Consider the following 19433-nt stretch of genomic DNA (forward strand, 5'->3'; position numbering starts at 1 on the left):
ATGGCGGAGCGTCTGCTCATGTCGGTCCGCGAGGACATCGGCAGGGCCGACACGAAGGCGGCGATCCTGCTCTCCGGCGCCGTCGCCTTCCTCGCCGTCATCCTCTCCAAGGGATCCACTCCGCTGCCCGAGTCGCGCTCCACACCGGCGCTTCTTGTTGTGGGCGGCCTGTTCTGGGGTGCCGGAGTGCTGATGCTCGTCGCCGTGATCCTGCCGCGCACCAGGATCGGCGCCGACCGCACCCTGCTGCGCGACCTGGCGGCCCGCGCCTCTTCGGAACAACTGCTGGCCCGCCTCGCCTCAGCGGGCGAGGACGTCACCGGCTGGCTGCTGGACCAGGCGAGCGTGCACGGAGCGGTGCTCGCCGCGAAATACCGGTGGCTGCGCATGGGCGTGTGTTCCCTCGCGCTCGGCGCGCTACTGACCCTCTTCAGCGAACTGTGGTGAGAGACGATGCACCTGAGAAGCAAGGCGGGCGCCCTGGTGATGGCCGGCGCGCTGCTGGCCCTGTCCGGGCCGCTCACGGCGCCCGCGACGGCGACGGCGACGGGGAGCGCCCGCGCCCCGGCGCCCGCCACCGAGGGCCCGGACCCGATCGACTTCGCCGTGGTCGTCGACCAGTCGAAGAGTCTCTCCGACAAGGATCTGACACGCGAGGTGGAAGCAGCCGCGCTGCTGAGCCAGGGCGAGATCTCGGAGCGCTCCCGCGCCGCCGTCATCGGGTTCGGCAGCTCCGAGAAGGCGGGACAGACAGCGGTGCGGGAGGTCTGCGGACTGACCGTGGCCGACGCCGCGGGACGGCAGCGACTGAGCGACTGCGTACAGGAGCTGTCCCGCCGGGATCCGCGGCGGACCGGTCCGGGAACCGACTTCCCGGCCGCCCTGAGCCAGGCCGTCGACCGGCTGTCCGAGAGCAACAAAGCCACCCCGAAGGTGGTCTTCCTGCTCACCGACGGCAAACTGGATGTGCGTGACAGCCCGGAGTACGGCACCGACGCCGCCAGCCGCCAGGCCAACGGCGCCAAACGGCTGACCGAGGCGCTCGCCCGCGCCCGCCGCGAATCCGTCCAGGTCTGGCCGCTCGGTTTCGGGAGCGAGATAGACCGGGCGGCCCTGACCGAGATGGCCGAGGGCGGCTACCGCAACGGCTGCGCCGATCTGCCCGACGCCACCCCGCGGATGCGGGTGGTGGACAGCTCGGCGCAGATCGACAAGGCGCTGCAGGAGACCTTCGCCGCGGCACGCTGCGCCCAGATCGCACACGGCACGGTCGGAAAGCCGCCGGCCGATCTGACGGTGACGATCCCGCCGATCGCCACCGACGGATCGATCACGGTCGGCAAACACGACCCCAAGGTGTCGGTCACCTACTACGACCCCAGCGGCCGCAAGGTGCCCACGCAAGGGGCGTTCGACGGCTCGACCTTCGAAGTCAGCGGCCAGGACGGCCCGGTCGAGGCGCTGCGCGTGAAGAATCCACTGCCCGGCCGCTGGCGGGTCCGGGTCGAGGCACCGGAGGGCCACCGGGACCGTGAGGTCGCCGTCCGCGCCATCTGGCAGGGCCGGCTGCGCTCCGCCGTGACCCTGGACCCCGCCGCGCCGCGTGCCGGAGAGCAGGCCGTGGTCGAGATCCGGATGCAGACCAGGCGCGGCGTCGTGCTCACGGACCCGCGCCAGCTGGCCGGTGTCAAGGTCTCCGCGCGGCTGTCAGGAAGTGGATTCGCCCCGGTCACCGTGCGGCTGGCGGACGACGGCCGGGCACCGGACCAGCGGGCCGACGACGTGCGCTTCACGGGCACGCTCACCGTGCCGGCCGGCGCATCGGGAGACCTCGAACTCACCACGCAGATGGCCGCACCCGGGGTCACCGCCGACCACCGTCCGCTGCACGCCCGAGTCACCTCGGGCACTCCGCCCGTCACAGCGGGGCTGACGGTCGACCGGGCCACCGTGCACCCCGGCGCCACCGTCGGCGGCACCCTGGACATCACCAACAACGACAGCGGACCGCACACACTGCGGCTGGCCCTCGACGACCAGGCGCCCGGCTCCGCACTGCGGATCAGCCCGGCCACCGTCACGGCTGCCCCGGGCGAGCGCACCCGCGCCAGGTTCGCTCTCTCGCTCGGTCCCGGCACTCCGCTCGGCGAGGTGGGAGGAAGCATCACCGTCGTCGACACGGGCGACGACGGGCGCGTGCTGGACACCTCGTTCCTCGATCTCCGGGTCGAGGCGCCGCCCACCTTGTGGGACCGCTGGTGGGGCGCGGTGATCGGCGGCGCCGCACTGGTGCTGCTGCTCGCGGCCTTCGCCGTCGTACGGCTCGGAGCCCGCAGACGGCGCCGCGATCTCGTCGGCGTACAGCTGGAGTTGAGCACGGAGGGCAGATCGCTCGACGAGCTCACCATACGTTCGGGGCAGAGCACCGGCGGCGAATTCCACTTCACCGTGGACCGGGCCACGGGAGCCGCTCCCTCGCTCCAGCGCAGCACCCCCGGAGCGCCCGCCTCCCACCGGTTGCGCCGCACCGGGGCGGGCGAGCTCCTGCTCCGCCCGCACCAGGGGCGCGAACACGCCGTACGCGCGGGGGAGTCGACCGGCATCGCCGACGGCCTGGAACTCGTCGTACGCGACCGGCGCGGCCCGGCCGGCCGGCCCTCGCGTGGCGAGCGCGGTCGCAGCTGGCCCGGCCGCGCCCGGGGCGGGCGGGCCGGCGGCGACGCGGGCACACCATCGCGCGGCCGCTGGTCCCGGCCCAACCGCGGCAACGATGCGGCCGGCCGCCCTCGCCCGGGCGGTGACCCGGCCGACACCGGAGAACAGACGGCCGGTACGCGCCGGTTCGACCCCAATTTCTGAGTCACGACGGGCCGTCGTACGACGGCTCAAGGGGAGACGAGATGAAGATCTACCAGCCCATGCTCTTCGTCGGCCTGGGCGGAACCGGCGGTCGGATCGGCGCCGAGCTGGAACGCGGACTGCGCCGGGAGCTGTGCGGACCCGACGGCACCAAACTGGTCGCCGCCGGCCGGCGCGCACCGTTCCAGCTGCCGGACTACCTGCAGTTCGTCTACGCGGACTTCAGTGAGTCGGAGCTCGACCGGCTTCCGCAGTTCAGTGCCAAGGGCACCGAGGCCGCCGCGTACGCCCGTACCTCACGCGTCATCCACGATCTGCTGCCCACCGGCTACGACAGCTCTCCGGAGGTGACCCGCATGCTGCGGGTCGCCCTGCACGAGGAGACCCACGGCTGGCTGCCGCCGCAGGAACGGCAGCCGCGCGTGGCCCCGCTGCACAACGGTGCCGGGCAGCTTCCGACGGTGGGCCGGGCCGCGCTCTTCGCCACGCTGCGCAGCGGCCTGGAGCCGGTATTGCGGCAACTGCGCGCGGCCATCAGCACCATCAGCAACTCCGCGGGTGATCTCCGCGACCTGGGCGGACGGCAGATCCGCGGCTGCGATGTGTTCGTGGCGTTCTCGGTGGCCGGAGGCACCGGAGCCGGCATCTACTACGACTTCATCCATCTCATCGGGCACGAGTTCCGCAAGTCCAAGGTGCCCGGGGTGAAGATCTACCCACTGGTGGTCATGCCCTCGGCCTTCACACCCGAGGCGGGCGGCGGACGCGAGGCCGAGCTGAACTCCGCCCGCGCGCTGGTGGACCTCGCCCGGCTGGTGGACGACCAGAACGTGCCCGACGCCCGGAACGACTTCGGCGATGTGAAACAGCGCGGCTCGATCAGCGTGCACTATCCCGTGGACGGGGTCGTCGCGCTGCGCCCGTCGACCGTGCAGACCGCGTTCCTCTTCAGCAGGCCCGCGGTCATCAGGCCGGAGGACCTGCGCCGCTCCATCACCGCGATGGTGATGTCGCTCATCGGCACGGAGCTGGGCGAGGAGAGCGGCCAGGGACGCACCGAGGACGACTACCAGTCGTTCGCGGCCAGTTTCGTCAACAAGAGCGTGGAGCGCTCCACCCCGGCCCGCTCCGGCATCGGCTACCGCGGAATGTCCACCAGCCTGGCCGCCTCACTGACGGTACCCGTGGACGACCTCGCCGAGATCGTCGCCGGACGGCTGCTCGCCCAGGCGGTCCACGGGATGGCCGAGGATGCCAGACGCCCCCGTGAGGACGGCGCCGAACGGGTCCAGGAGCTCTTCGAGCGATCGGGCATCGGCCGGCTGTGGACCCGGGAGGCCCCGGAGATCCCGGTCCCCGATCCGCTGCCCAAGGGAAACAACAAGATCGGCCAGGCGCTGCGCGACCGGATCGGTGACATGGAGGACCGGCTCGGCCGGCTCGGCCGTGAGCTGGACCGGGAGATCCCGCGGCTGGTCGAGGACTTCAAGCCGCAGACCGGTGCACGCGAACTCCTGGGCCTGATCGGACCGTTCCAGCTCGAACGGACACTGGCCGGGCTGCACGGCCATCCGCAGCGGGCCGCCGAGGCCGGGTTCGCCGGAATGCTGGAGAACCGGAAGAACGATCCGGAACGGCCGGACGGCGTCCAGCCCTCCGCCCCGCAGATCCCGCGGATCAAGGGGGGAGTGGGCGGGCTCGTGCCGGCCCGCTGGGGGGACCCGGACGTCCAGGAGGCCGTGATCGAGCAGGACGACTGGTACCGCTGGCGGGCCAACCGGCTGTGGCACCGCGGCTGGAAGGAACAGGAATCCCGGTGGCGGCCACCCATGGCCCGCGCCATCAAGGAGATCGGCGAGCTCGCCAGGGCGCTGCGCGCGCACGAGGAGGACGAGCGCAAGCTGTTCATGGAACGCCGCAAGGAGCTCTACCGCGACGACCGCACCGGAGTCTCCTATCTGCTGCCGCCGCAGAACAACCTCAGAGCCTTCTACGACGAAGTCTTCGATCGCCTCGTCCAGCACGAGGGGCTGCCGGAGAACACGGATCCCGCCGGGCTGCTGGCACGACTGGTCCAGCCGGAGGACTGGCAGCGTGCGCTGGAGGCCGTACGCCGCTCGCCGCGCGCCGCCGTCAAGGAGATCAAGCAGGTCGTCGAGCAGCGGGTGAAGGGGCTCTTCGGAGAGGCGAGTGTGCTCAACGACCGTCCCCTGCTGCCTTCGATGGGAGTACTGCTGCGGGCCGCGGCCGGCGACGAGGACGCCGAGGCCACCGTGGACAGCCGCTGGCTGGAGCAGTTCCGCTCGCAGCTGGCGGGACTGCTGCCGGTCGGCTTCACCCCGGACGGAAGCGGTCCGCTGAAGGTCCTCATCGTGCACCCGGCGAGCGAGGCGGACGGACGTGCCGAACAGTTCCTGAAGCAGGAGCTGAATCTGCCGCGCGACCCTCAGGCGACCCAGGAGTACCGGGCCGTGGACACCGAGTCCATCACGGTGGTGCTCTTCCGCAGCGGGATGAGCCTCACCGATGTCTCCGAGGTACGGCATGTGCTCAGGCTCTGGTCGGAGGCGCGGGACGCGGCGGGAGTGGACGACTTCCTGCACTGGCGGCAGCGGCTGGGCCACCGCGACGACTGGCTGGCCAGCACGGAGGACGACCGGCAGCGGATTCTGCACCGGATCCTCTGCGCGATGTGGAACGGGCGCGTCGACTTCGAGGGTCCGGCCACATCGCCCGAGTTGATACGGATCCGGCTCCAGGAAGGCGACTCGGCCACCATGACCCTGCGGCTGGAGGCCTTCGACGGCTCCGTCTCCAGCTGGGCCGGGCTGCTGGCGGCGTACGAGCGGTGGGCGCTGCTGGACGAGGGGCAGATCATCGAGGACTTCTGCGACCGGCTGATGCGGACCCAGCCGACCGGGCTCGCCAACACTCCCGTACCTGCGTCGAAGCTCTTCAAGACGCTCGTTCACGACGTGGCTCCGCAGCAGATCGCGCTCCTGGACGAGCTCTCCGGGCGGTACGGGGATGAGGACGAGGAGTGGCTCGTACCCCTGCGGCACTTCTGGGAGAAGACCCTCAAGGGAGCCCTGGAGATGCGCTTCCCGGGTGCGTCCCGGCCCACCAGGCCCTCGCTGTGGGCGCTGGACCAGCGGTATGCGCGGGGGGCAGGAGCGGAGCCGGACGCGCGGTCCAACGGCGGGCGCACCGCGGGGTCACCGGCACCGGAGTGGCCGGAGCGTGAGAAGCGGGACCACGAGAGGCCGCAGTTCGAGAGGCCGGACCCCGAGAAGCCGGAGTGGGAGCGGCCGGAGCGCGAGAGCACAGCACGCGAGAGCTCGGCACGCGAGACGTCAGCACGCGAGACATCGGCACGCGAGACGTCGGAGCACAGGTGGTCGGAGCGTGACACGTCGGCGTCTTCGGCGAAGTACCCCTGGGACCGGGAGGGCGGTGAGGAGTGAAGCCGACCGTGACACCCGAACACCGCATTCCCACCCACGCGGTCTGCCTCGACCTGAGGTCCCCGGCCCCGGCGACCGCGGGACGGGACGCGTTGCACCGCGCCGTGGCCGACGCCCTGGACGAGCCGCAGGCCGGCGACGAGCGGCGCTTCCTCGTCATCGACGACGCGCCCGGTCTCATCACCCATCAGCTGCTCTACGAGGAGCTCTACTCGTACGGACCGGCCCAGGTGATCTGTCTGGCCGTCGGTCCGGGCGAGGAGCGGACCCTGCGGCGGCCGCTCACCCTGCGGCCGCCGGCCGCCGGTGTGCTGTGGCTCATCGACGTGTCCGGCGGGACCGGCACCAGAGGCAACGGCCGGAGTTCCGGAACGCACGGAGCCGACGAAGCCCTGCGCCCCCTCGTCGAACTCCTCGTTGTCCCCGCGGTCTTCGACGCCGTTCTGCGGGCGCTCGGGGACGTCGTCCACGGCGTCGCGGTCCCGGCCGTGCGGATCCTGGAACACGATCTGACGGATGACGCCAGGAGAAGGTCCTGGCGGCAGGCGTTGGAGAGTCTGGTCGGCCAGGAAGTCCCCGCCCCCGTCCTGGGCGACACTCTCCCCGCCGAACTGGCGCTCCTGCTCGGCGACTCCGTACCGCGGAACCTGGAGGGCCGTGCCTGGCTGCTGCCCGGCGGCCGGGCCGAGGCACGGCACCGGGAGTGCGGGGCGGCGCTGCGCCACGCGGTGGACGGATATGAGCATGTACGGAGCTGGGCCGGGCTGTTCACGACGGCCGGGGAGGCCGACCTGCCGGGCCGCCTCGAACGCCTCTCGGCGGCACTCGCCGGTTACCAGGAGACGATTGCCGGGGCGCTCTCGGACGGCGGCGGAGTGCGGCTGGCCCCGGAGCAGCGCGGCCGGCTGGTGGAGCGCGGAATCGACCTGCCGGAGATCCCCGAGGTCTCCCGCAGCAGTGTCGGACCCGGTCTGCGCGGCTTCACGGAGAGCCTGATCGCCAAGCGGCTTCCGCTGCGTTCGGTCGCCGCGCGGCTCGCGGCGCTGTCGGACCGCTCCGCTCCGGCCGGCAGCGCGGCCAGGCTCGCGCGGCTCGACGAGATCTGCGACCGGGACTATCTGACGCATCTGACCTCGCCCGTACCCTTCACGGCGGGCGGCTCCGGGCGCATCGCGGCCTTAGTGGCCTTTCTGCTGGCGTTCGCCGCCGGCCTGTGGCCGGGACTCGGCTGGGTACTGGGGCCGGCCACCGGGCTGGCCGGGGCGGCACTCGCCGTACTCATGCTGCGCCGCCGGCCCAGCCGTTCACCGGACGGCAGGCTCGACGGAGGGGGGAGCACGGGGGCGGCGCCCCGTCTGTTCGGCGGGCTGGCGGGCGGCGTGGCCGGGGCGGGAACCGGGCAGTTCCTCGGGCTACCCTCGTGGGCCGGTGCGGCCTCCCTGGTGCTCTCGCTCGCCCTGCTGGTGCTGCTGGCGCTGCGCCACTGGAGCGCGGCCGTCGACTCCTGGTGGAGCCGGATGGACGCGGAGTTCGCCGCCCAGCTGGTGCGGGACGTCGATCAGCTGCTGATCGAAACGGCCGTCCACGACTGGCTGTTCGCGGATGCCCGCTACCACTGCTCGGACGGTGCCAGAGCTGTCTCTCTGCTGCTGCGGGGTCTCGCCGATACGGCGGAGCGGCACACTCCGGGCGGCTCGCAGCCGTCCGGAACGCGCCGCGAGGAAGCGCCGGGGGCCGGCCCGGTGCCGGTGCCGGAGCTTTCGGCAGAAGCGGAGCCGGCGGCCGAGCCCTGGAGCTGGGACAGCTGGGGCGACAGCGCCGCCGGTGACGGATGGCTCGACGCCGCACCGGCGCCCGACCTCACGGGTGCACCGGAGCCGTCCGGCCGCCCTGTCGACCCTGTGGAACCCGTCGATTCCTTCGAGCGCCCTCACACGGCGGAGACGGCAGAGGCGCCGACCGGCGAGGAGCAACCGGCCGACGACACCTGGCAGTTCGAGGCGGCCGCCGATCCGGCCTGGCTGGAACGGGAGCGCGGCGACGGCGGCCCCGCGCTGGTCGACACGCTCGTCTCGGATCTCATGGACGGAGTGGCCCGCATCGTCGAGCCCTGCTGGGGAGCCGTCGAGCAGGACCCGTCGGGCGCGGGCCGGATGCAGCTGGACCGGCCGATGGGCGAGCTGCTCGACGAGGTGCACGCACGGCTGCAGCGCGACGGAGCGGCCTCGCCGCCGCCTTTTGACCCGCACCCCGAACGGCGCCCGGGCGCAGCCCAGTTGCTCGGCGTCTCCGCGGACCGGGTGGCCTGGCTCCTCGGACCGGGCAGCGCGGGTGAGCAGGCCGTGCCGCTGTGCGGCGCCGAGCACCGGCGGATGCTGTCCAAGGATCCGGTGGCGGTACGGCAGGTGCGGTTCGTGCCGGAGGCGATGCGCCGTGGCGCGGAGCAGGACGAGAACCAGGACAGCTGGCGCGGCGCGGCCGAGGACGTGGTGTGGACGGCGACCGGCCGGCACGCCGGGGTGCTGCGGCTCGTACCGCTGCGTGCCGAGACCGTCCGTACCGTCAGGGGAGAGGAGGGCGGTGCGCCGTGACCGAACCCGGAGGTGGCGCGTACTCCGCATCGGCGGAGTGGTCCGAGGTGCTGGAATTCCTCACCCACAAGGAGGATCCCGTCGGGTTCGCGGCCCGGTTCGGGCCGGACCAACGGCTGCCCGGGCGGCCGTCGCTGGTCGCCCGCAAGGTGACACTCGGCGCGGGCTGGCCGGTGCACCAGTACCGGCTTCCGGCGTCGGGCCAGGCGGATCCGCAGGCGTACGGCACGCTGGAGCGGGAAGTGGCCGCGGCCGTCGCCCTGGAGCGGAGGTACGGCTCCGAGCGGTACGGCGAAGTGTTCACGCGGATGATCGGCTTCGATCTGGAGGCTCCCGAGCCCTTCATCCTCTACCGGATCCACAGCGGTGAGCCGATCAGTGCCCGGCGTGGCGCCCTGACCGTGGACGAGCAGCACCAGGTCCTCGCCCAACTCACTCTGGCGGTAAGGCTGCTGGAGGACGTGGGGCTCGTGCACCGGGCCATCGCGCCGGAGACCGTCAGCTGGGACGGCACCCATGTGCGGCTCACCGAGCCGTACGGCGCGCTGCGCACCGGGGAGCCCAGGGGCGCGTTCGGTGCGGCGCCGTGGGCGTCGCCGGAGCAGCGCGAAGGCAGGGGAGGGGCCGACGCCAGGGACGATCTGTGGGCCGTCGCCCAGCTGATGTACTTCCTGCTCTCCGGACGGGCGGACCGGGGCTCGGGCCCGCCTGCCGACCTCGCCGACTTCCGTCGGCTGGCCGCGCTCGACCACGGCGGTGTGTTCGCTCCGCTGGCGGCCGACAGGCCCACACCGACGGAACTGATGCGGCTGCTCAATGTCACCGACCCGCTTGTCTCGGCACCCGGAGTCAACGATCCGCTCGGCCGGGCGCGCGCCGACTTCGACGCCCAACTCGCCCGCAAGAGACGAGAGCTGGGGCTCGACCGGCCGGTGGAGGAGGCGGCCGCACCGACGCCCGGGCCCACTCGCCGCTCGCTGCGCTCCTTGCTGGGAGCCGTTCCTCCGCCGAACGGGGCCGCCCCCCGATCCGTCGCAGAGCCCGCGCAGGAGCCGCCGGCGTCCCCACGCCCCCGGCTGTGCCCGCACTGCCTGCTCCCGGTCACCTTCGACGAGAGCATGCTTCTCACCATCTCCCCCAAGGGCGACCGCATCCCGCTCGACCTCAGTGCGGAACACCGCCCCGCGCACCGGCAGGACGCGCTGCGCCAGGCGTTCCACCGCTGCCCGCACGCCGACGGGGACAGGTCGCACGAACTGCCCGTCCCGTATCTCACCAACGGTGAGCCTCTCTCCATCGCCCTGGTGGGCAGCTCGGCCGTGGGCAAGACGCATCTGCTGGCCGCGATGCTCGGCGAGATCGAGCAGGGCGGACTGGAGCCGTACGGACTCAAGTGCCTGCCGCTCAACCCGGCTTCGCACCGTACGTTCCTGCGGGAGCGGGTGCAGGGCCTGCACCAGGGGAAGCAGCTGGCCAGCACCGGCCAGCAGACCTTCGCGCGCTTCGCCGACGGTCTCCTGGTCTCCGGGCGCGGGGCGACCCGGCCGGTTGTCTTCTTCGACCTCGCGGGCGAGGACCTGGCGGAGGAAGGAGAGGTGACCGGGTTTCTGATGGGCGTCGGTGCCTTCATCTTCGTACTGGATCCGCTGCGCGCGCTGCGGTTGCCGTTCCTCGACCCGGTGCGCGAGCGGAACAAGCTGCGCCGGCGCGATCTGGGCGACGAGGCGTTCACCACCGTCCTCAACCGGATACCGCGGCGCGGGCCGTACATCGACGCACCGGCGGCGGTCGCGGTGAACAAGAGCGACCTGGTGCGGTTCGACCCCTCCGTGGACCGCTGGCTGGGCCGCGCACTGCCGACGCGATTCGACGCGGACGCGGTGCGCGCGGAGAGCCGTGACGCCTATGCCTTCGTGTCGCACCACGCCAGCTCCGCCTGGCTGAAGCCGTTCGACGACTGTGCCCGCTGCACCCTGCACTTCGTCGCGGCGACCGGCGGTCAGGCGAGGGGCGACGAGTTTCCACACGGTGTCAGACCCCGCCGGGTGCTGGCGCCACTGCTGTCGATCTTTGCCATGTGCGGGCTCCTGCCGGGAGCGGAGCCGAGAGAGGTGGGCGCCTGATGGTCCGGCAAGAGGAGTCGGTGGACCAGATCGTCTTCCGCTGGGACGCCGACAACGCGTCGGGTACCACCGGCTTCGGTCCGGTGGCCTGGTCCTGCGGCCCGGAGCAGGCCGACGGCGTCTTTCGCAGCGCGGCCGCGCTGCTGCGGGCGACCGGCGAGGACACGGTGCCCGCGCTCGTCCGGCTCGAGCGCGACGGCAGCGCGCTGCTGCTGCACCGCACTCCCTGGCGCGATGCGGGCGGGAGTACGAGCACGGTCTGCCATGCGCTGCTCGGATCGTCCCAGGTACTGGACCCCGACACCTGTCTGGGGCTGCACGACTGGTCCTGGGAGGGCAGCGAACTGGCGCTGGGCGAAGTCCGCGGAGCTCTGGACCAGGTGCGCGAGGCGGCGCTGCTGCCCTCGGCCCTCGACGGGCAGCGACGGCTCGCGGCGACCCTGGCCGGAGTGGAGGAAGAGCTGACGGGCGCGGTCGCGGAGTTCCTGCGCCATCCCCGTCAGCGCTTCACTCTGCTGGACCGTCAGGGCGGGGACAGCGCCTGCCGGGTGCTCTGGGGCATGGCCGGCATCTTCAGCGGACTCGTCCCACGAGGCTGGACGTTCGCGACGCATGACACCGCCGAAACGGCGGCGCTGCGCTTCGTTTTCGTACGGAGCTGGCCGGGCTCAGCGGCTCAGGACACCCAGCGGCTGCGTACGGATCCGCGGGAGCGCTGCCGGGACCGCGCGGAGGAACTCGCGGCCGAGCTGGTCCGCCACCATCTGCGCGGGGTGGCGCAGGGGGACGGGCGGGAGTTCGAGGTGGACAGGACGCTGCGGACGGTTGCGACGCAGCGGGCGGGGAACGGCGTCGGCGGGCGGACGCTGCTGGACGCGGTGGAACGCGCGCTGTCGGCGCTGGACGGCGCCGAACGCGGGCCCGGCGGCCGCCGGGCGGAGGAGCATCGCCCGCCGCCATGGGAGGAAGCGCCCGGCCGGGAGTTGCCGGCGCGTGAACCTTACGACGGGCGGGAGTCGTCGACGCTGTCGACGCGGGACCCGTACGACGGGCGCGAGCCGCAGGCGCATACGTATCACCAGCACCAGCCGCATGCGACGTACCAGCACCAGCCGCATGCCACGCACCAGGACCAGCCGCACACGCAGCAACACCACCAGCCGCTCCCGGCGCAGCCGCCGCATGCCGGCTCGCCCGCGGCCTCGCGCACTGCCGAGTCCGAGGTCCGGGTCGTCCCGGCGGAGTGGAAGGCCCCGCAGGTGAGCCCGCGTCGGCTGCGCCGGTTGCGTCGGCTGCGCCGGCGCGGTCGGCGGCCGACGGTGGACTACCAGTACCTGCTGACCGTGCTCTCCGCCTTCCCCGAGCGTTATGCCGGCCCCCCGAGCGATGCCAGGGAGCTGGTGCGGTGCGCCGTGGACCGGGACTTGATTCGCGCGCTGCGGGCCGCCATCCACTACGAGGCGGTGACGCTCCTGATGGCGGAGATCGCCGAGAGGTGGCCGTACTGGCACCAGACCCTGCGGCGGGGACTGCGCGACACCGTCCTCGACCTGGATCTCTTCCTGACGGGTCAGTACGGTCCGGGCGGCGGTGGCGGTGGTCCCGGCGACGAGATCCGGGCCGCCAACGCCGCATCCCTCTACCGCTGGGTGGTACGCCCCCTGCTGGACGACCCACGGCCGAAGGACCGGTTGACCGAGCTGCTGCCACGGCTGAGCACCGGCTCCGACCGGGCCGGCCGGGCCGCGGTCCGGCAGATCGTGGTGGGCGAGCGCCCCGGACTGCCCGAAGCCGCGTGGCTGGCACTGCTCAGGGCGGCACACGGAGGGTACGAGCCGAGTGTCGTCGTCGGCGCCCACGATCTACCGGCGACGCCGCGGAGTCTCCCGGACCGGCCCCCGCCGCCGTCGGCCGCCGCCGCGCGTGAGTCTGCCCGTTCCTCGGCACAGGACGGCCGTCTGGTCGTCCTCGCTCTCGGCGGCGTACTCGTGGTCGCTGTGGTTCTGATCGTGACGCTGATGAGCGTCACGTAGGAAGTCAGGTCGTTCGCCGGGTGAACAGCGCTCCGCGCGGTGAGGATGGGGGCATGGGATTCCATGTCGACTCCGAGACCGGGCTGCTGCGCCAGGTCATACTGCACCGACCAGATCTGGAGCTGAAGCGACTCACACCCAGCAACAAGGACGCCCTGCTCTTCGACGATGTGCTGTGGGTGCGCCGTGCCCGGCAGGAGCACGACGGGTTCGCGGACGTGCTGCGCGACCGCGGGGTGGAGGTGCACCTCTTCGGCGATCTTCTCCGCGAGTCGCTGGAGATCCCGGAGGCCAGAAAGCTCGTGCTGGACCGGGTCTTCGCCGAGAAGGAGTACGGTCCGCTCGCCACCAGCCATCTCAGAGCCGCTTTCGACGAGCTGTCCACGGCCGACCTGGTCGAGGCGCTGGTCGGCGGGATGACCAAGCGGGAGTTCCTCGCCGGTCATCCCGAGCCGACGTCCGTCCGCTTCCATGTGATGGATCTCGACGACTTTCTCCTCCGGCCCCTGCCGAACCATCTCTTCACCCGCGACACCTCCGCCTGGATCTACGACGGCGTCTCGATCAATGCCATGCGCTGGCCGGCCCGGCAGCGTGAGACCGTCCACTTCGAGGCGATCTACAAGCACCATCCGCTCTTCACCGGTCCGCGCGCGGGCGAGTTCCACCACTGGTCGGAGGGGCAGGACGACTACCCCTCCACCATCGAGGGCGGCGACGTCCTGGTCATCGGCAATGGCGCGGTACTGATCGGGATGAGTGAGCGGACCACTCCGCAGGCCGTGGAGATGCTGGCCCGCGGGCTGTTCGCGGCCGGTTCGGCCCGGACCATCGTGGCGCTCGACATGCCCAAGCGACGGGCTCTGATGCACCTCGACACCGTTATGACGATGGTCGACCGCGACACCTTCACCCAGTACGCGGGGCTCGGCATGCTCCGCTCGTACACCATCGAACCGGCCGAAGGCGCTCAAGGGCTCAGGGTCAGCGATCATCCGCCCGAGCAGATGCACAGCGCGATCGCCGCCGCGCTGGGGCTCAAGGAGATCCGGGTCCTCACGCCGACCCAGGACGTCCACTCGGCGGAGCGCGAGCAGTGGGACGACGGCTGCAATGTCCTCGCCGTCGAGCCGGGCGTCGTCGTCGCGTACGAGCGCAATGTCACCACCAACACCCATCTGCGCAAGCAGGGCATCGAAGTGATCGAGATCCCCGGCAGTGAACTGGGCCGGGGCAGAGGAGGACCCCGCTGTATGAGCTGTCCGATCGAACGCGATTCCGTATAGCAATGCAGAGCGTCGTATATACTTCCATGGTCACGTCATCGCATTCGCGACCCAGGAGCAGCCACCATGGCGATACATCTCGAAGGCCGCCACTTCCTCAAGGAGCTGGACTTCACCGCCGACGAGTTCCGCGGCCTGCTCGGTCTGGCCGCCGAGCTCAAGGCGGCCAAGCGTGCGGGCACCGAGGTCCAGCGGCTGCGCGGCAAGAACATCGCGCTGATCTTCGAGAAGTCGTCGACCCGTACGCGCTGCTCCTTCGAGGTCGCGGCCGCGGATCAGGGCGCGTCGACGACGTACATCGACCCGGCAGGCTCGCACATCGGCAGCAAGGAGTCCGCCAAGGACACCGCGCGGGTGCTCGGCCGGATGTTCGACGCCATTGAATTCCGCGGTGATGGGCAGGCCACCGTCGAGGAGCTCGCCGCGTTCGCCGGGGTCCCGGTCTACAACGGACTCACCGACGACTGGCACCCCACCCAGATGCTCGCCGATGTGCTCACCATGACCGAGCACAGTGACAAGCCGCTCGAGCGGATCGCCTTCGCCTACCTCGGCGACGCCCGCTTCAACATGGGCAACTCCTACCTGGTCACGGGCGCTCTGCTGGGCATGGACGTACGGATCGTCGCGCCGAAGTCGTACTGGCCGGCCGAGGACATTGTCACCAGGGCCCGCGAGGCCGCCGAGGTCAGTGGCGCGCGGATCACCCTCACCGAGGACATCGCCGAGGGTGTTGCCGGCGCGGACTTCGTCGCCACCGACGTCTGGGTCTCGATGGGCGAGCCCAAGGAGATCTGGGACGAGCGCATCGAGGCGCTCGGTCCGTACGCCGTGACCATGGATGTCCTGCGCGCCACCGGCAACGCGGACGTGAAGTTCCTGCACTGCCTGCCCGCCTTCCACGACCTGGGCACGAAGGTCGGCCGGGAGATCCATGAGAGCCATGGACTGACCGAGCTCGAAGTCACCGACGCGGTCTTCGAATCGGAGCACTCGGTCGTCTTCGACGAGGCGGAGAACCGTATGCACACGATCAAGGCGATCATGGTCGCCACCCTCGGCGACGCCGGATAGTCATACGCGCGGTGGCGCGGACCGGTTCCGGGCCGGATCCCGGCCGGTTCCGGGCCGGTGGGCTCGGAACCGGCTCTTGCGGAGCCGGTCGGCGGTGATCTCCCTGCGCCGCCGCTCATCGAGGCCTCAGTGAGTGGACGCCGGGGGCATGCAACCGGTCTCGGGACAGTGGCCGTTGGCGTCGGCCCACACGCGGTCTTTGCTGACGGCTCCAGTGACGCAGGCGGTCTTGCCGATCCAGATGCCGTACGTGCTGCCTTCGGCCTTGTCTGTCCCGGTGCCGATCAGCAGCGCTCCCACGGAGAGGTGGGCGGGGGCTGCGAGCTGCGCGAGTACGGGCCGTACGTCTGCAGGACTGATCCTGCCCCCTCGGCGCAGGTCGTCGAGGGCTCGTTCGACCTCAGTGGCCTTCTGTCCGGCTCGCTTCCCGTCCTGCGGACTCATCTTGCCGGGCTGCCGTACCCGGTTGTTGTCGGCGTACTTCGGTGGTGCGTCGGACCGTGGCGCGTCCGGCCCGGAGGTACTGGTGTCGTGCGAGCTCGATGAGTTGGTGCCATTGAGGGCCGCACATGGTGCGTTCCAGGGAGTTCGCGTAGCGGCGGACCTTCTCCAGGAGCGGGTAGCGCCCGTTTCTTATCGCGTTCTCATGACGGAAGTCACGTATAAGTGATAGCTTCGTAAGGCAGGTAATAGTTGGCCCGCTGAGGGAGGCCGCGTTGATGAGCCCCTTTTCCAGCTCTGCGCCCCGCACCGAGCAATGGCGCCACATCAGGCTGACCAGGCAGGACGGTGTCGCCACCGTCACGCTCGACCGGCCCGAGAAGCTCAACGCGCTCACCTTCGGTGCCTACGCCGACCTGCGCGACCTGCTCGCCGAGCTGTCCCGGGAGCGGTCCGTGCGGGCGCTGGTCCTCGGCGGAGAGGGGCGCGGCTTCTGTTCCGGCGGCGACGTCGACGACATCATCGGCGCCACGCTCGCCATGGACACCGCCCAGCTCCTCGACTTCAACCGGATGACCGGGCAGGTCGTACGGGCGCTGCGGGAATGCCCCTTCCCGGTGATCGCCGCGGTGCACGGTGTCGCGGCGGGAGCCGGTGCGGTGCTGGCGCTGGCCGCGGACTTCCGTATCGCGGACCCCTCGGCCCGGTTCGCGTTCCTCTTCACCAAGGTGGGGCTCTCGGGCGGCGACATGGGCGCGGCGTATCTGCTGCCGCGGGTCGTCGGGCTGGGACACGCCACCCGGCTGCTGATGCTCGGCGAACCGGTCCGCGCGCCGGAGGCCGAACGGATCGGCCTGATCAGCGAGTTGACGGACGAGGGCGATGCGGACACCCGGGCGTCCGAGCTGGCCCGCCGACTGGCGGAGGGCCCGGCGCTGGCATACGCCCAGACCAAGGCACTGCTCACCGCAGAGCTCGACATGCCGCTCGCGGCCTCGGTCGAGCTGGACGCGGCGACGCAGGCGCTGCTGATGAACGGCGAGGACTACGCGGAGTTCCACGCGGCATTCACGGAGAAGCGCGCGCCGAAGTGGCAGGGGCGCTGACGATGCCCCGGCCGACCGAAGGCACTGCGACGAGCCCGCCCCCTGCCGTGGCGCCCGAGTCGACCCGGGCCTCCGTCTCACCGGCCGAGCAGGAGGGCCGGGTCCGGGCGCCGGCGCGATCCGGCCGTGCCCTGCGTGTCGCCGTGATCGGTGGCGGGCCCGGCGGGCTGTACGCCGCCGTGTTGCTCAAGCGGCTCGATCCCGCGCGGGAGATCACCGTCTGGGAGCGGAACGGCCCCGAGGACACCTTCGGATTCGGTGTCGTCCTCTCCGACGAGACCCTCGGCGGGATCGAGCACGCCGACCCCGCCGTCTACCGCGCGCTCCAGGACGAGTTCGTACGCTGGGACGACATCGACATCGTCCACCGCGGCCGGACTCTCACCTCCGGCGGGCACGGCTTCGCCGCGCTCGGCCGGCGCAGGCTGCTGGAGATCCTGCACCAGCGCTGCGCCGATCTCGGCGTACGGCTCCGTTTCCGCACCCCCGCCCCGCCGGCCGCCGAGCTCGCCGAGGCGTACGACCTCGTCATCGCCGCCGACGGCCTGCACAGCCTCACCCGAGAGGCGCACGCCGACTCTTTCGCTCCGCGCATCACCTCCCACCAGTGCCGCTACATCTGGCTCGCCGCCGACTTCGCCTTCGACGCCTTCCGCTTCGAGATCGCCGAGACCGAGCACGGGGTGATGCAGCTCCACGGCTACCCCTTCGCCCGCCCGTCTCCCGGCGACCGCCCCTCAACGAGGCCCTCCGGGCCGCAGAACCAATGCGGCACCAGCACCGTCATCATCGAGATGCGCGAGGAGGTCTGGCGGGCGGCCGGTCTCGACACCTGCGACGAGGCGCAGTCCACGGACCAGTGCGCGAAGATCTTCGCCGACGCCCTCGGCGGCCGCCCCCTCCGCGGCAACAACTCCGCCTGGATCGCCTTCCGTACCGTCGTCAACGACCGCTGGTCCCACGGCAATACGGTGCTGCTCGGCGACGCCGCCCACACCGCCCACTTCTCCATCGGCTCCGGCACCAAGCTCGCGGTCGAGGACGCGCTCGCGCTCGCCGCCTGCATCGAGGAGCAGCCGACCCTCGGCCAGGCCCTCGCCGCGTACGAGACCGAACGCCGCCCGGTCGTCGAGTCCACCCAGCGGGCGGCCGCCGCCAGCCTCCGCTGGTTCGAGGAGCTCGCCACCTATCTCGACCAGCCGCCCCGGCAGTTCGCCTTCAACCTGCTCACCCGCAGCCGACGAGTCACCTACGACAATCTGCGGCTGCGCGATCCGGCCTTCACCGACTCCGTCGAGCGCGACTTCGGCTGCCCGCCGGGCACGCCCCCGATGTTCACGCCGCTCCGGCTGCGCGGACTGACCCTGCGCAACCGCGTGGTCGTCTCACCCATGGACATGTACAGCGCCGCCGACGGCATCCCCGGCGACTTCCATCTCGTCCACCTCGGCGCACGCGCCCTCGGTGGAGCGGGCCTCGTCATGACCGAGATGGTCTGTGTCAGCGCCGAGGGCCGGATCACCCCCGGCTGCACCGGCCTCTACACCGACGAACAGGGCGCGGCCTGGCGCCGCGTCACCGACTTCGTGCACCACCACTCGCCCGGTACTGCGATCGGCGTCCAGCTCGGCCATTCCGGCCGCAAGGGCTCCACCAAGCTCATGTGGGAAGGCATCGACCAGCCGCTCGACCAGGGCAACTGGCCGCTCTCCGCCCCCTCCGCGCTGCCCTACCGGACAGGGGTCAACCAGGTCCCGCACGCCCTGGACCGGGCCGGACTGAACGACATCCGCGAGCAGTTCGCCGCCGCCACCCGACGCGCCGTCCGCAGCGGCTTCGACCTTCTCGAACTCCACTGCGCCCACGGCTACTTGCTGTCCGGTTTTCTCTCTCCGCTCACCAACCGGCGGACCGACTCCTACGGCGGCTCCCTGGACAGCCGCCTCCGCTTCCCCCTCGAAGTCTTCGACATGATGCGCGACATCTGGCCCGACGACCGGCCCATGACGGTCCGTATCTCCGCGACCGACTGGGCACAGGGCGGCACCACCGCCGATGAAGCGGTCGGGATCTCCCGCGCCTTCGCCGCCCACGGCGCCGACGCTATCGACGTCTCCACGGGACAGGTCGTCCCCGATGAGCAGCCCGAGTACGGCCGCTCGTACCAGACTCCGTACGCCGACCGGATCCGCAACAGCCTCGGCATCCCGGTCATCGCCGTCGGCGCGATCTCCTCCTGGGACGACGTCAACTCGCTCCTGCTGGCGGGCCGCGCCGACCTCTGCGCGCTGGCCAGGCCGCATCTCTACGACCCCCACTGGACGCTGCACGCGGCGGCCGATCAGGACTACGCGGGCCAGGGCGCGCCCTGGCCGCTCCCGTACCGGGCGGGCAGCCGCAAACCCCCGACCGGCCGCACGGACGCACCGAAACCGAGGCTCACCCTGGGCTGAGGC

At 71.6% G+C, this 19433-nt stretch carries 11 protein-coding genes; 10 read left to right on the forward strand and 1 reads right to left on the reverse strand.

Annotated elements, in window-relative coordinates; genetic code table 11:
• The 8 genes from ACFWDI_RS04510 to argF all read left to right on the forward strand — a co-directional run bounded on the left by ACFWDI_RS04510 (position 1) and on the right by argF (position 15430).
• Complete coding sequence (locus tag ACFWDI_RS04510) at positions 1–447, forward strand: Pycsar system effector family protein (RefSeq protein WP_385301281.1); 447 nt, start codon at positions 1–3, stop codon at positions 445–447.
• A gap of 6 nt (positions 448–453) precedes the next feature.
• Positions 454–2859, forward strand: a complete 2406-nt coding sequence (locus tag ACFWDI_RS04515; protein ID WP_385301283.1) for a VWA domain-containing protein — start codon at positions 454–456, stop codon at positions 2857–2859.
• 41 nt (positions 2860–2900) lie between these two features.
• Entirely contained in the window at positions 2901–6323 is a 3423-nt protein-coding gene (locus ACFWDI_RS04520) for a tubulin-like doman-containing protein (protein ID WP_385301284.1), read from the forward strand.
• Positions 6324–6331: 8 nt separating this feature from the next.
• On the forward strand, positions 6332–8914 hold the full coding sequence (locus ACFWDI_RS04525; protein WP_385301285.1) for a hypothetical protein: 2583 nt from the start codon (positions 6332–6334) through the stop codon (positions 8912–8914).
• A complete protein-coding gene (locus ACFWDI_RS04530; protein WP_385301286.1) occupies positions 8911–11037 on the forward strand; it encodes a hypothetical protein in 2127 nt (708 codons plus the stop codon). The genes ACFWDI_RS04525 and ACFWDI_RS04530 overlap by 4 nt, the downstream gene beginning before the upstream one ends.
• A complete protein-coding gene (locus ACFWDI_RS04535) occupies positions 11037–13070 on the forward strand; it encodes a hypothetical protein (protein WP_385301287.1) in 2034 nt (677 codons plus the stop codon). Before ACFWDI_RS04530 ends, ACFWDI_RS04535 begins: the two co-directional genes overlap by 1 nt.
• Positions 13071–13123: 53 nt before the next feature.
• Positions 13124–14356, forward strand: coding sequence for an arginine deiminase (locus ACFWDI_RS04540; RefSeq protein ID WP_385301288.1), 1233 nt, complete (start codon positions 13124–13126; stop codon positions 14354–14356).
• A gap of 66 nt (positions 14357–14422) precedes the next feature.
• The gene (argF, locus tag ACFWDI_RS04545; RefSeq protein WP_385301289.1) at positions 14423–15430 is read left to right on the forward strand and encodes an ornithine carbamoyltransferase; all 1008 of its coding nucleotides are present in this window, start codon (positions 14423–14425) and stop codon (positions 15428–15430) included.
• Positions 15431–15556: 126 nt separating this feature from the next.
• Here argF and ACFWDI_RS04550 read toward each other — a convergent pair whose 3' ends face one another.
• Complete coding sequence (locus ACFWDI_RS04550) at positions 15557–15874, reverse strand: hypothetical protein (RefSeq protein ID WP_385301290.1); 318 nt, start codon at positions 15872–15874, stop codon at positions 15557–15559.
• A 275-nt stretch (positions 15875–16149) separates the two neighbouring features.
• On the opposite strand from ACFWDI_RS04550, the gene ACFWDI_RS04555 reads away from it, so the two are divergent.
• Together ACFWDI_RS04555 and ACFWDI_RS04560 are read left to right on the forward strand one after the other, a co-directional pair.
• Positions 16150–16977: an enoyl-CoA hydratase family protein gene (locus ACFWDI_RS04555; protein WP_385301291.1), complete on the forward strand. Its 828-nt coding sequence runs from the start codon at positions 16150–16152 to the stop codon at positions 16975–16977.
• A gap of 2 nt (positions 16978–16979) precedes the next feature.
• Positions 16980–19430, forward strand: a complete 2451-nt coding sequence (locus tag ACFWDI_RS04560; RefSeq protein ID WP_385301292.1) for a bifunctional salicylyl-CoA 5-hydroxylase/oxidoreductase — start codon at positions 16980–16982, stop codon at positions 19428–19430.
• Positions 19431–19433: the final 3 nt, after the last annotated feature.

The sequence above is a fragment of the Streptomyces sp. NPDC060064 genome (assembly GCF_042736455.1).
Taxonomy (GTDB): domain Bacteria; phylum Actinomycetota; class Actinomycetes; order Streptomycetales; family Streptomycetaceae; genus Streptomyces.